Source organism: Streptomyces sp. L7 (genome assembly GCF_050990935.1).
Taxonomy (GTDB): domain Bacteria; phylum Actinomycetota; class Actinomycetes; order Actinomycetales; family Microbacteriaceae; genus Leifsonia.
In genome coordinates this window covers 3,226,890-3,239,155 of the sequence record NZ_CP194644.1, presented here as the reverse complement: position 1 = coordinate 3,239,155, position 12,266 = coordinate 3,226,890, and the positions used below count along the sequence as shown (strand labels likewise).

The 12,266-nt window shown below is 67.9% G+C and carries 15 protein-coding genes and 1 tRNA gene; 9 read left to right on the top strand and 7 right to left on the bottom strand.

Going from position 1 to position 12,266, the window contains the following annotated elements; all coding sequences use genetic code 11:
• Nucleotides 1-46: 46 nt before the first annotated feature.
• Complete coding sequence (locus ACR5MH_RS16450; protein WP_431348167.1) at nt 47-958, bottom strand: NAD-dependent epimerase/dehydratase family protein; 912 nt, start codon at nt 956-958, stop codon at nt 47-49.
• Between the two features lie 88 nt (nt 959-1,046).
• Between ACR5MH_RS16450 and ACR5MH_RS16445 the strand changes: the two genes are divergently transcribed.
• Nucleotides 1,047-1,120 (top strand) — tRNA-Gly (locus tag ACR5MH_RS16445).
• An 82-nt stretch (nt 1,121-1,202) separates the two neighbouring features.
• Here ACR5MH_RS16445 and ACR5MH_RS16440 read toward each other — a convergent pair.
• Nucleotides 1,203-1,619, bottom strand: coding sequence for a hypothetical protein (locus ACR5MH_RS16440; RefSeq protein ID WP_431348166.1), 417 nt, complete (start codon nt 1,617-1,619; stop codon nt 1,203-1,205).
• Between the two features lie 118 nt (nt 1,620-1,737).
• Here ACR5MH_RS16440 and ACR5MH_RS16435 point away from each other — a divergent pair, with 118 nt between their 5' ends.
• From ACR5MH_RS16435 to ACR5MH_RS16420, 4 genes are all read left to right on the top strand, one after another.
• Complete coding sequence (locus ACR5MH_RS16435; protein WP_431348165.1) at nt 1,738-2,427, top strand: DUF2207 domain-containing protein; 690 nt, start codon at nt 1,738-1,740, stop codon at nt 2,425-2,427.
• Between the two features lie 134 nt (nt 2,428-2,561).
• A complete protein-coding gene (locus ACR5MH_RS16430) occupies nt 2,562-3,572 on the top strand; it encodes a DUF2207 family protein (RefSeq protein WP_431348164.1) in 1,011 nt (336 codons plus the stop codon).
• Between the two features lie 109 nt (nt 3,573-3,681).
• Nucleotides 3,682-3,987 carry a hypothetical protein gene (locus ACR5MH_RS16425; RefSeq protein WP_431348163.1) on the top strand — a complete coding sequence of 102 codons (306 nt, stop codon included), beginning with the start codon at nt 3,682-3,684 and terminating at the stop codon, nt 3,985-3,987.
• 176 nt (nt 3,988-4,163) lie between these two features.
• Nucleotides 4,164-5,651 carry a glyceraldehyde-3-phosphate dehydrogenase gene (locus ACR5MH_RS16420; RefSeq protein WP_431348162.1) on the top strand — a complete coding sequence of 496 codons (1,488 nt, stop codon included), beginning with the start codon at nt 4,164-4,166 and terminating at the stop codon, nt 5,649-5,651.
• 107 nt (nt 5,652-5,758) lie between these two features.
• Here the strand turns inward: ACR5MH_RS16420 and ACR5MH_RS16415 are convergent, their stop codons facing one another.
• A complete protein-coding gene (locus ACR5MH_RS16415) occupies nt 5,759-6,274 on the bottom strand; it encodes a hypothetical protein (protein WP_431348161.1) in 516 nt (171 codons plus the stop codon).
• A 142-nt stretch (nt 6,275-6,416) separates the two neighbouring features.
• On the opposite strand from ACR5MH_RS16415, the gene ACR5MH_RS16410 reads away from it, so the two are divergent.
• The 3 genes from ACR5MH_RS16410 to ACR5MH_RS16400 are packed head-to-tail and all read left to right on the top strand — an operon-like array spanning nt 6,417 to nt 8,628.
• Entirely contained in the window at nt 6,417-6,752 is a 336-nt protein-coding gene (locus ACR5MH_RS16410) for a hypothetical protein (protein WP_431349500.1), read from the top strand.
• Nucleotides 6,749-8,485 (top strand): DEAD/DEAH box helicase, encoded by a 1,737-nt coding sequence (locus ACR5MH_RS16405; RefSeq protein ID WP_433861953.1) that lies wholly within the window; start codon nt 6,749-6,751, stop codon nt 8,483-8,485. Before ACR5MH_RS16410 ends, ACR5MH_RS16405 begins: the two co-directional genes overlap by 4 nt.
• Nucleotides 8,395-8,628 (top strand): hypothetical protein, encoded by a 234-nt coding sequence (locus ACR5MH_RS16400; RefSeq protein ID WP_433861952.1) that lies wholly within the window; start codon nt 8,395-8,397, stop codon nt 8,626-8,628. Before ACR5MH_RS16405 ends, ACR5MH_RS16400 begins: the two co-directional genes overlap by 91 nt.
• A 37-nt stretch (nt 8,629-8,665) precedes the next feature.
• Here the strand turns inward: ACR5MH_RS16400 and ACR5MH_RS16395 are convergent, their stop codons facing one another.
• From ACR5MH_RS16395 to ACR5MH_RS16380, 4 genes are all read right to left on the bottom strand, one after another.
• Complete coding sequence (locus ACR5MH_RS16395; protein WP_431348160.1) at nt 8,666-8,887, bottom strand: hypothetical protein; 222 nt, start codon at nt 8,885-8,887, stop codon at nt 8,666-8,668.
• A 336-nt stretch (nt 8,888-9,223) separates the two neighbouring features.
• On the bottom strand, nt 9,224-9,709 hold the full coding sequence (locus ACR5MH_RS16390) for a hypothetical protein (RefSeq protein ID WP_431348159.1): 486 nt from the start codon (nt 9,707-9,709) through the stop codon (nt 9,224-9,226).
• Nucleotides 9,710-9,769: 60 nt separating this feature from the next.
• Nucleotides 9,770-10,237: a hypothetical protein gene (locus ACR5MH_RS16385; protein ID WP_431348158.1), complete on the bottom strand. Its 468-nt coding sequence runs from the start codon at nt 10,235-10,237 to the stop codon at nt 9,770-9,772.
• A 65-nt stretch (nt 10,238-10,302) separates the two neighbouring features.
• Nucleotides 10,303-10,788, bottom strand: coding sequence for a hypothetical protein (locus ACR5MH_RS16380; RefSeq protein ID WP_431348157.1), 486 nt, complete (start codon nt 10,786-10,788; stop codon nt 10,303-10,305).
• A gap of 416 nt (nt 10,789-11,204) precedes the next feature.
• Here ACR5MH_RS16380 and ACR5MH_RS16375 point away from each other — a divergent pair, with 416 nt between their 5' ends.
• The gene (locus ACR5MH_RS16375; protein ID WP_431348156.1) at nt 11,205-12,254 is read left to right on the top strand and encodes a hypothetical protein; all 1,050 of its coding nucleotides are present in this window, start codon (nt 11,205-11,207) and stop codon (nt 12,252-12,254) included.
• Nucleotides 12,255-12,266: the final 12 nt, after the last annotated feature.

The following is a 12,266-nucleotide window of genomic DNA, read 5'->3' as shown; positions in this document are numbered from 1 at the left end:
AAGAATTACTTTTTAGAATCTCGGCGGGCTCCGATCGCCCCTTCGGTCAAGCTCGGTAATCGCAGGGGAGATCTCTCGCCTCATTCACGTCCATCCCGCTGATCTCCGCCAGGAAGGTGCCGAAGTGATGCTCGGGCTGGTAGCCGATCTCCGCCCACCCCGAGGACGGCTGCAGGTGGGGCGTCGCTGAGATGTCCAGCCCGAATCGCTCCACGACATCGCGCGCGCCGGGGAAGATCCGCTCCGCGGCCCCAATCGGGTCCGCCTCCCAACCCTCGATGTCGTCCGCGCTGAATACGTTCGCGCGCACTGCGTCGACGATCAGGTCCGCATCAGGCGTGCGAGAGAGGTAGTCGATACTGCGCAGCGCAGCTTGGAGAACGTCCCTGCGGTCCACACCGATGCCGAGCAGCCGCGCCCCGTACTCCTGCGGCCAATCGCCCTCCCACGGCGTGAACGCGGCCGGCCGGAGGGCTACATAGGAGAGGCCGGCGCGCCGGTGCTGGTAAGCGAGCAGTTCCTCGCCCATGCGCTTGGTGAAACCGTATTTGTCGTAGTGGTCGTGCCACGCCTGCGACGACAGGAAGAGCACCCGGGCGCCGGTCGCCACAGCCGCCTGCGTCATCCACATCGTCCCGTCGACATTGAGTCGCCAGAAGTCCACCTCGGTCCGCACGCCGGTGTGGATGCCATGCCACGCCGGAGTGTGCACGATCACGTCGCAACCCTCCGCGGCCCGTTCGAGGCCGACACCGATCTGAACATCCACCTGGTGGAACTCGACGTCAGGGTGACCCGCCAGCCAGGCCGGCCGGACGATGTCCGACACAACCAATTCGTGCCCCGCCGCAAGGAGCGGTCCAGTCAATCCACGGCCGACATTGCCTCCACCACCGGTGATCAGAATTCGCATGCACCCACCATACGAGCAGACCTCTCGGCGCAGTCCGACCACCACCAGCCGCCTGAGTTTGGCCAAAAACCATTGAGCGGGTAGTCTGGGCCGCAGCCTTACTTCCCAGTGTTTACCTGGGATTGCAGGCCACGCGAGTGTAGTTCAATGGTAGAACTTCAGCTTCCCAAGCTGATAGCGCGGGTTCGATTCCCGTCACTCGCTCCATTGTGACTTCTTGAGCCAGTTGGGCTTTGAACTGTCGATCCCGCGGCCACCGCGACCTCCCGGTACGCCTCAGCCGGATCTGTCAGGGTCGCGTGCGCGTTGAGTCCGCTCGGGCTCGGCAACACCCACACCTGCGATCCACCCCCGTCGTCCGGCCGATGAACGCGAGCAACTCCTCGCGGGCCGCGCGGTCCGCCTCCTCGCTTCCCCGAGCATTCGCTTTGCCCTTCCCGTCGCCTGATGTCCGCGGCGTCGGCTTCATTCCCGCGGCGAGCTGCTCCTCGAGTTCGGCGTGGGTCGCCTCCCCGTCCGCCAGGCCGAGTCGCCACCGGTAGTTGTGGATGACGATCTCGATGTGGTCGGGGTTGGCGAACGACGCGGCGGTGCGCTGGAACGTCGGCTCGGCGAACTCCCAGCGCGGGGAGGCGGTGTGCCAGATCAGCCGCGCGAACTCGTCGCGGTCGGGCGCGAGGTGCGGAGAACCACTCGACTCCCCCACGACATGACACGCTAGACGAGTGTCGATCAGGATGAGCGGTTCGCGACAGCGGGAGCAGGCGAAGGTGCACGGCCGAGGCTCGCGGCCATGCGGTCGCCGCGGGAGGCTGCTCCGCGCGATGGTCACAGTCGCACTGTCCGCGGTCGCGACGATCGTCGGCGTCGCCGGCGCAAGCCCGAGCGCAAGCGCTGCGCCCGCGCAGGCCCACCCCGCGCACGCACCGGCCACCACCCCCACCGGCGTCGACGACTTCACCTTCGCGAGCTTCGACGGCGACTACCACCTCAGCCGCGACGCGGCGGGCCACTCCACCCTCACCACCGTGGAGACCCTGGTCGCCCGCTTCCCACAGATCGACCAGAATCACGGCATCCGGCGGGAGCTGGTCGAGGACTACGACGGGCATCCGACCGACCTGCAGCTGGTGTCAGTCACAGATCAGAACGGCGCTCCGCGCGCATACACCATCGCATCCAATAGCGGAGTCCGCACGCTGACGATCGCGGCGGACCACTTCGTCCACGGCGACCAGACCTACATCATCACCTACCGGCAGACGAACGTCACACGGTACTTCCCCGACACCGGGAACGACGAGTTCTATTGGGACACCAACGGGACCGCCTGGGCGCAGCCCTTCGATCGCGTCACGGCGACCGTGCACCTCGGCGCCGGGCTGTCCGACGCTCTGCACGGCGAGGCGTCCGCGTACCGGGGCGTGCAGGGGTCGACCCAGAAGGCCACCGTCGAGCGCACGGGCGACGGGTTCCGATTCTCGGCCGATCAGCTCGGTCCGGGGAGAATCTGACTTTCGCGATCGGGTTCGCGCGGGGCACTTTCACGTCGCGCGCCGACGGGCTGTTCGACACCGGCTGGGGCTACGCGGCGGCCGGGGGTCTGCTGCTCGTCGTCCTTGCCCTGATCGGCGGGATCGTCGTGCGCGTGCGCCTGCTGCGCGACGCCCCTGGACGCGGCACGATCGTCCCCGAGTACGTGCCGCCGAAGGAGGGGCTGCTGGTCACGGCGGACGTCAGCGGCCTCGGCAAGAAGGCGGTCGCGGCGCAGACGCTCGACCTCGCGGTGGCAGGCAGGGTCCGCGTGCTCGAGTCCACCGGGTTCTTCGGCCGTCCGCGCTACACGCTCGAGTTCGTCTCGACCGAGGCGACCGGGAGGCAGGCGTTGCGGGATCCGCACCCGACGCCGAGCGAGCTGCGCTTCCTCCACGCGCTGTTCGGTGAGCCGCTCACCCCCGGTGCGACGCTGGAGCTCGGCTCGTCCAACACACGGGTCGCCCGTGCCATCCAGTCGCTGGTCAAACAGGTCCACAAGGATGCCGCCGACTCCGGCTACCGCGCCACGGGCCCACACGGCCCGGTCCGGGCGGTCATCTTCACAGGGCTCGCCGCGACCGCGCTCGCGGTCGTCGGCTCGATTCTCTGCGTCGTCGGCGTCTACGGAGGCGCGCTGCCCGTCGCCTTCCTCATCGGGTCCGTCCTGCTCTTCGGGGCGACCGCGGTCCTCGTCTCCCGCTCTCCCCTCACCGCCACCGGCACCGCCCTCCGCGAGTACGTGGACGGCCTCCGGATGTATGTGCACCTCGCCGAGGCCGACCGCATCCGCTATCTCCAGTCGCCGCAGGGCGCCGAGCGCGTGCCGGTCGCGGTGGACGACCCGCGCGAGATGCTGAGCCTGAACGAGCGGCTCCTGCCCTGGGCCGTACTGTTCGGCGACGAGAAGAAGTGGTTGGCCGAGCTCGGGCGGTTCTACGAGCAAGCCGGGGAGACGCCGACCTGGTACGCGGGTCAGACCGCTTTCAACGCGGCCGTGCTCTCGCAGCTGATCGGCGGGATCTCCTCCAGCACGACCATGACGAGCAGCTCCTCGTCCGGCGGGACCGGGGGCGGCGGATTCTCCGGCGGCGGAGGCGGCGGAGGCGGAGGCGGAGGGGTCTAGCGCTCCCTCGTCACGCGCGACGGGCGGACCCGGTGGACCCCGTTGCCGCCACTCCACCCCGCTGCTAGCATCGGCACCGATCCGGGGGAGACCGCAGGAGGTAACCCTTATGTCTGTTCTCATCGCAACCAAGTTCACGGGCGATACCGACGCCTTCACGAACTCCCTCAGCACTCGCGCAGCCGAGTACCGGGACATCGCGGATCGCGCCCGCGCGGCCGGCGCGCTGCACCATCAGTTCGCCGTCGGCGACGGCTTCGTGGTCATCATGGACGAGTGGGAGACGCAGGACGCGTTCCGCACGTTCTTCGCCGCCCCGGAACTCCAGAGCTTCATCGCGTCCGTCGGTGGCGACACCAGCGCGCCGCCGCAGGTGCTGGCCGGGGAGAAGATCGACTCGCCCGACAAGTTCTAGGGTTCCCGCGCAGGAGAACCGCGCGCTTCTTGCCGGAAGCGAAAGATCGTGGGATCTTTCGGGTCTCGACTGCGCGAAGAATCGACATTCGCCCGCTACGTTCGCAGTGCGGGCGACCTCCGCAGCCGAACGAACAGACGCGTTCATCCGACGCGGAAGGGCCCAGAGTACCGAGCGTGACCACCTTCAACACCGACCACCCGCACGCCTTCGAGTCACACCGCGCCGCGTGGGTCGCACGGGAGGTGCAGGCCGAGCAGCTCATCCCGCTCATCGGGCGCCTCTACCGCGACCACGGCGTCGTCACCTCCATCCACGGCCAGCGGCTCATCAATCTGTCCGCCACCGGGGTCATCTCGGTGCACGACCGCGCCCGCGAACTCGGGCACGAGGAGCTGACCCTGCTGGAGACGTCCACTGTCCTCACCGCACTGCTCGGGATCGCGCCCTCGCCGGCCTCCATCGACGTCGCGCGGCTCGCCATGTCGGTGCGCGGGATGGACGACGCCGACGTGGAGGCCCGGGTGCGGGCCGAGCTCGACAGCGCGCACTCCACGTACGCGGCAGGACCGACCGACGTGGTGCTCTACGGCTTCGGACGCATCGGGAGGCTGCTCGCACGCATCCTCATCAACCACGCCGGCAACGGCAACGGGCTGCGCCTGCGAGCGATCGTCGTCCGTCGCGGCTCGGACAACGACCTGGACAAGCGCGCCAGCCTCCTCGCCCGCGACTCGGTGCACGGGCCGTTCCCCGGGTCCGTCACGGTCGACGCCGAGCACGACGTGCTGGTCGCCAACGGGACGCGCATCCAGGTCATCTACTCGGACGATCCGACGAACGTGGACTACAGCGCCTACGGCATCCGCGACGCGATCGTCGTCGACAACACCGGCCGCTGGCGCGACGAGTCCGGCCTCGCGCAGCACCTGGCCAGCCCGGGCGTGGCGCGGGTCCTGCTCACGGCACCCGGAAAGTCACCGCTCAAGAACATCGTCCACGGGATCAACGACGACACCATCGGCGAGGACGACCGCATCGTCTCGGCGGCCTCCTGCACGACCAACGCGATCACCCCGGTGCTCAAGGCGCTGGAGGACGCGTACGGCATCGTCCGCGGGCACGTGGAGACCGTGCACTCGTTCACCAACGACCAGAACCTCACCGACAACTTCCACAAGGGCGACCGGCGCGGCAGGTCCGCGGTGCTCAACATGGTCATCACCGAGACCGGGGCGGCGAAAGCGGTCGCCAAGGCGCTGCCGTCGCTCGCGGGCAAGCTCACCGGCTCGAGCATCCGCGTCCCCACGCCGGACGTGTCGCTCGCCATCCTCAACCTGACGCTGGAGCGACCGGCGACGAAGGAACAGGTCAACGACTACCTGCGCCGGGTGTCGCTGCACTCCAGACTGCGCCAGCAGATCGACTACGTGGAGTCCCCCGAGGTCGTCTCCAGCGACTTCGTCGGCTCCCACCGCGCCGGAATCGTGGACGGCCTCGCCACCATCGCCGACGGGACGAACCTCGTGCTCTACGTCTGGTACGACAACGAATACGGGTACTCCTGCCAGGTCGTCCGGGTGCTGGAGCGGATGGCGGGAACACATCCCGCGGTCGTCCCGCCGCGCGCGGAGGTGCGCTTGCTGGAGGGGGCGACACCGTAAGGGCACGGACCTACCCGCGACCGGCAGCCTGCGCCCGTTCGGCGGCCTCCAGGACATTGGTCAGCGGCGCCCTGCCCCGCGCCGCCGCACCTGCGATGGCGCCACTATCAGCGAGAGATTTTAGTCACTGTCACGCCGCCGGTCAGGTTGAGCGTGGGCTTAGCAGCCCACGAGTTGTTGATGCCGTTCCAGGTGAACGTCCCAGCCCTATCTCCGGTGGCGACCTGGGTCACCCCTTTCCAGGACCCGGACAAAGAACCGGTGCCCTGGTAGCCGTTGGGGACGCTGTTCTTCAAGCACATGCTCGTTGTCGAGCACCCGGGCCCAACGATCGTGAGGGCGCGCGACAGCGTGGTCTGCTCGGGGATAGCGGCCAAGGTCTCCCCGGTCTCGGAATCCACAAGCAGCTGCACCGGGCCAGGAAGGTTCTCGATCGCCTCGATTTCCTCTTCACTCTGCGTTCCGACGAGCTTCTCAAGCTGGTCAACGTATCCCGAGTCTGTTGCCACGACCGAAGGGGCCGAGTCAGGAGTCAACCCTTCATCCGCAACCGCGGCCCCCGCCCCCGCAGTCATCAACACTGCAACAGCACCAACAGACACCAAAGAGAACCCGATCCGCATGAGCTCCGCTCCCTCTTGCATAAGTGCTGCATCTGGCATGCAACATCGGAGAGAACGTATCGGATGGTCTGCGCACGTCGGGCAATCAGCGCGCCCCCGCGTTGAGCACGGCTGTCGCCGATGATTCCATCGCGGTGGTCGCGTGGACGCGGAGGCGACCGGCGACGACTACCTGGTCACCGGCGATCAACGACGCCTGGACGTAGCGACCGAACCCGGAGGCGGCAACCACGCCGCACCGTTCGGCCTCGCCGTCAAATCACCCGCCGCGCCACTCGGTCACCGAGCAACGACGCCTCCGCCGCAAGCAAGAGGCGACGGGACGAACCTCGTGCTCTACGTCTGGTACGACAACGAATACGGGTACTCCTGCCAGGTCGTCCGGGTGCTGGAGCGGATGGCGGGAACACGTCCCGCGGTCGTCCCGCCGCGCGCGGAGGTGCGCTTGTTGGAGGGGGCGACTACCGTTCAAGGGTGAGCACGCCCGAGAACGACCCCGCCGAGACGACCGACACGACCGAGCCCGAGGCCGGTGGAGCCCCCACTGGAGACGCCGCCGAGACGGAGGCCTCCCTCACCTTCTCCGACCTGGGCCTCGACCCGCACGTCCTGAAGGCACTGAAAGACGTCGGCTACGAGACCCCGTCTGCCATCCAGGCGGCGACCATCCCGCTGCTGCTGGAGGGCCGCGACGTGGTCGGGCTGGCCCAGACCGGCACGGGCAAGACGGCGGCGTTCGCCCTCCCGATCCTGTCCCGGCTCGACCTGTCGCAGAAGATCCCGCAGGCGCTCGTCCTCGCGCCGACCCGCGAGCTCGCCCTCCAGGTCGCTGAGGCCTTCGAGAGCTACGCCGCCCACATGCGCGGCGTCCACCTGCTGCCGGTGTACGGCGGCCAGGGCTACGGCGTGCAGCTCTCGGCGCTGCGACGCGGCGTCCACATCGTCGTCGGCACCCCGGGCCGGATCATGGACCACCTCGACAAGGGGACGCTCGACCTCTCCGAGCTCCGTTACCTCGTGCTCGACGAGGCCGACGAGATGCTGAAGATGGGGTTCGCGGAGGACGTGGAGACCATCCTCGCCGACACCCCGGACGACAAGCAGGTGGCGCTGTTCTCGGCGACGATGCCCGCGCAGATCCGCCGCATCTCCAAGAAGTACCTCCACGATCCCGAAGAGGTGACGGTCAAGACCAAGACCACCACCTCCCCCAACATCACGCAGCGCTACCTGGTCGTGTCGTACCCGCAGAAGGTGGACGCGCTCACCCGCATCCTCGAGGTCGAGAACTTCGAGGGGATGATCGTCTTCGTCCGCACCAAGAACGAGACCGAGACGCTCGCCGAGCGGCTGCGGGCCCGCGGCTACTCGGCGGCGGCGATCAACGGCGACGTCGCCCAGGCGCAGCGCGAGCGGACGGTCGACCAGCTCAAATCGGGCAAGCTCGACATCCTGGTCGCCACCGACGTCGCGGCGCGTGGTCTCGACGTCGAGCGGATCAGCCACGTCGTCAACTTCGACATCCCGGTCGACACCGAATCGTACGTCCACCGCATCGGCCGCACCGGCCGCGCCGGACGCAGCGGCGCGGCGATCAGCTTCGTCACCCCGCGCGAGCGGCGCCTGCTGACGGCCATCGAGAAGGCGACCCGCCAGCCGCTCACGCAGATGCAGCTGCCGAGCGTGGACGACATCAACGTCACCCGCCTGGCCCGCTTCGACGACGCGATCACCTCGGCGCTGGCGCAGGTCGAGCGGATCACCCGGTTCCGCGACATCATCGGGCACTACGTGGAGCACCACGACGTGCCGGAGACGGACGTCGCGGCGGCGCTCGCGGTCGTCGCGCAGGGGGACGAGCCGCTGCTGCTGGACGAGGACGACGCCTTGGCTCGAAGCGTGGAGCGGGATGGGCGGGACACCCGCTCCGACCGCTCCGCCGGACGAGACGACCGCGGCGGGCGCGGCGAGCGGGGTTCGCGGCGCGAGCGCAGCGACAAGCCGATGGCGGCGTACCGGATCGAGGTCGGCAAGCGGCAGAAGGTGGAGCCGCGCCAGATCGTCGGCGCCCTCGCCAACGAGGAGGCCTCAGCCGCGAGGACTTCGGCCACATCCGGATCATGCCGGACTTCTCGCTCGTGGAGTTGCCTGCGGACCTCCCTTCGGACACCCTGTCGCGGCTGGAGGGCACCAGGATCAGCGGGAAGCTGATCGAGATCCGGCCGGACCGCGGGGCCGGCGCCCGGCGCGAGCGGGGGCAGTGGGAGGAGCGGCGGCCGCGCGAGCAGCGCCGCGGACGGGACGACCGGAACGACCGCGACGACCGGCCGGCGCGCAAGCCGCGGCACCGCTGAGGCCGCAGACCCCGCCAACCCGGCGACCGCGGGCGGGCTACGGCGTGAGCACGGTGGTCCCGAGCAGGTCGAAGCATTCGGCCTCGATGGTCTCCCAATCCGTCACCGATCGATGCCAGTCGGCCTGGTCGATGTCGACGGTGACATCCGGGTCGTATGTGATCACGTAGTCCCGCAGCCCGGCCATCGCCGACGCGAGGTCACCCCAGCGGGAGCTGAGTTCGGCAGCCTTCTGCGCCAGCGGCGCCGCCCTCTTCATCTGGGATATGCCCGGGCAGTCCTCGTCATGGATGACCCGGCACGCAGACAAGGCCTCCGATCGTCCACGGTCCGCCTCCGGGGCGGTCGTAGCGGACGCCCCTGGTCCGCCTCCGGAGCGGCCGTCGGCGTTGAGGGAGAGGTCGGCGCGGTGGACGTCGCGGACGGCGCCGGCTTCGGAGGGCCCCCGCCTTTCGCCGCATTATCGCTCGCGCAACCTGCGAGCAGGGCTACCGCGATGAAAGCGGCGAGCACAGACGATGTGACTTTCATAGGAATGGATCCTCCAGGACGACGAGCGACGCGAACAATTTCCGTGTAGTGGGTCGCGTTCGGCCTACGGGGTGAAGACGGTCGTCCCGAGCAGGTCGTAGCACAGCTTCTCCATAGCCTCCGAATCGGCGGCGAACTGGAGCGACTCATCGCGGGGGAGATCGGCCACACCCTCGTGCCTCGCGGAATAGTCCCGCATCCCGACGATGGCGTCCGCAAGGTCGCCCCAGCGGGGGTTGATCTCGGCGGCGGCGTTTGCGTGCACCGCCGCTTCGGTCAGTGTCGGTATGGGAATGCCGTCCCTTTCATGGATCAGCTGGCACGCCGCGAACGCCTGAGGTCGGCCCGCGTCCGTGTCCTCCACTGCGTCGTCGGCGATGTCGTCGCGCGCCGCAGTCGAGGGCGTTGGCGTCGAAGTCGGTGCCGGAGTCCCGGACAACGCTGCTTTCGGGGTTCCCGGCCCTGTCACCGCGCCGCTGTTCGCACAACCGGCAAGCAGCACGGCTGCGGCAAGAGCCGCGGCAACCAGGGACGTTCCTGTTCTGAGCACACATCCTCCAGGTGCTAAAGCACAACGCGGACAATTTCCATGCGGTAGGCCGCGTTCGGCCTAGGGGCTGAAGACGGTCGTCCCGAGTAGGTCGCGGCACAGATCCTGCATGGTCAGCGAGTCGGTGTGGAACTGGAGCGCCTCATCGTCCGGGCGATCGGTCACGCCTTCGTGCTTCGCGGAGTAGTCCCGCATCCCCACGATTGCGTCCGCCAGCTCGTTCCAGCGCGGGTTCACCTCGGCGGCCGCGCTTGCGTGTGCCGCCGCATCCGTCAGTGTTGGTATGGGGATGTCGCCCTTGTCGTGGATCACTCGACACGCTTCCAACGCCCGAGGGCGGCCCGCGTCCACGTCCTCCATTTCGCCGTCGGGAACCTCGCTACCCACCTCTGTCGGCTGGGCGGGGGTCTGCGTCGAGGCCGACGTCGGCTTCGGGTTTGCTGCGTCTGTCGCCGCACCGTTGCTCGCACAGCCCGCGAGCAGGACGGTGGCGGCGAGAACGACGACCGCCGAGAATATGACTTTCATTGGGAGGGATCCTTCAGCACGACGAGAAAACGCGAACAATATCCGTGCGGTGGGTCGCGTTCGGCCTAGGGGGTGAAGACGGTCGTCCCGAGCAGGTCGTAGCAAAGCTTCTCCATGGCCTGGAAGTCGGCGTCGAACTGGAGCGCCTCGTCGCTGGGGCGATCGGCCACGCCCTCGTACCTCGCGGAATAGTCCCGCATCCCCGCGATGGCTTCCGCGAGGTCGCCCCAACGGGGGTTGATCTCGGCGGCGGCGTTTGCGTGCATCGCCGCTTCGGTCAGTGTCGGTATGGGAATGCCGTCCCTTTCATGGATCGCCTGGCACGCCGCGAACGCCTGAGGCCGGCCCGCGTCCATGTCCTCCACTGCGTCGTCAGACACATCGCCGCCCACCTCGGTCGACGGAGTGGGCGTCGAGGCTGGTGGCGATGTCGCCGACAACGATGGCTTCGGGATTGCCGCCTCTGTCGCCGCGCCGCTGTTCGCACAACCGGCAAGCAGAACGGTTGCGGCAAGAGCCGCGGCGACGAGCGGCGTTCCTATTCTGAGCACAGATCCTCCAGGTATTAAAGCACGAGGTAATAACGCTAGCACCATGTAAGCTGCGGTGTTTAAGGCTAGCTTTCACGGGTGAAATTTCATAGGGTTACGTCATCAACAGCAGTGTTCGCAGTTATCGTGAGCTTGACTTTCGTCTCAACATCGGCCGCGGTCGCAGAATCGAGCTCGTTCTCCGGCGCGGAGGACGGGGCCCATCCGCCTTCCGGCGCGTGGTCGACCGGAGCTCTCACGGACCCGATCGGGCCTCCAACGAATCCTCAGGAGGAAGCCACCGATCCGCCCTCGACGGAGGCGGTCGATCCGGAGGAATCGGACGGGAGTCCCGCGTCATCCATCCGCCCGGAAGTGGACGGGCCGGAAGAAACGCCTGGTCGGGATAGGGCCGCACCGGTGTGCGCGGACCCCGCGTGTGCGGGCATTCCGACCTCGAAACAGGCGTCGCTCAGCAGCTTGTGGAGCTGTACAACCAGAAGAAGCTATCGGTTGGCCCCTATACGGGAATCTGGTCCAGGCAGATTCTCCCGATTGCCCAGAATCGCGTCGAAGCGGGCTGCGATGTCGACCTGCGCGCGCTGCAGTCCGTCCTCATCATCACCAAGAAGTTCGGCCAGGTCACCCTCAGCGATCTGAACCGCAACTGCCTAGAGCACTCCGACAACTGCAAGAAGTATCCGAGCGCTAATCACTGCCCGTCACCGACACACGGAGTCGATATCAACGGCTACTCCGGAAGGCTGATCAGCGGCGCTTCTCAGACGGTGCCCTTGTTGCAGTTCATTGCGCAATTCGCGCCGACGGAGGCCAACGGAGTGTGGGCCGAGAAGAACTGTGACGGGAATGGATACGGCGATGTCATCCGTCGCTTTGATGGGCCGAACGACTGTAACCACCAGCACATCGATTTCCGCGATCACAACCGGCCGCTGAACATATCCGCCGGGCCCGTCGGCCCGTCCCTGCCGGTGGCCAATGGCGTGTCCCCATTGATCCTGCCGAGCAATCAGATCGCGCTTTACACGATCCGCGGTGACGGCAACCTGTGGGGCACCGCTCAGCAGTCCGCCGGTGGCGTCTTCGGCGGCTGGCAGCTGATCGGTGGGCAGATCGGCACGATCGTCGGCCGGCCCGCTGTCGCACGGACGAGCGCGGGCCTCATCGTGGCCTACGCGCGCACCACCGCCGGCACCATCGTCGGCACCGGGCAGTCGATGCCCGGTGGGACCTTCGCACCGTGGCGCCCGATCGGCCTCAACGGTGGCGGTATCGCCAGCGATCCCGCCGTGATCATCCTCACGTCAGGACTGATCGTCCTCTACGCCACGACGGGGTCGGGGGTGCCTCCGGCGTCGGTCAGACGGCTGTCGGCCGCGATTTCGGCAGCTGGCAGCAGATCGGCGCCGCCACCATCCTCGGACTCCGTCCGGCGCCCGCACAGACCGCGGACGGCAGACTCGTGATCTACTCGCGCG

What these genes read in the sequence shown, in the direction of transcription:
- ACR5MH_RS16435 (WP_431348165.1), top strand. Translation starts at nt 1,738, where the DNA reads ATGGTCACAGTCGCACTGTCCGCGGTCGCGACGATCGTCGGCGTCGCC.
- ACR5MH_RS16385 (WP_431348158.1), bottom strand. Translation starts at nt 10,237, where the DNA reads ATGAAAGTCATATTCTCGGCGGTCGTCGTTCTCGCCGCCACCGTCCTG.
- ACR5MH_RS16425 (WP_431348163.1), top strand. Translation starts at nt 3,682, where the DNA reads ATGTCTGTTCTCATCGCAACCAAGTTCACGGGCGATACCGACGCCTTC.
- ACR5MH_RS16395 (WP_431348160.1), bottom strand. Translation starts at nt 8,887, where the DNA reads ATGAAGAGGGCGGCGCCGCTGGCGCAGAAGGCTGCCGAACTCAGCTCC.
- ACR5MH_RS16415 (WP_431348161.1), bottom strand. Translation starts at nt 6,274, where the DNA reads ATGCGGATCGGGTTCTCTTTGGTGTCTGTTGGTGCTGTTGCAGTGTTG.
- ACR5MH_RS16400 (WP_433861952.1), top strand. Translation starts at nt 8,395, where the DNA reads ATGCCGGACTTCTCGCTCGTGGAGTTGCCTGCGGACCTCCCTTCGGAC.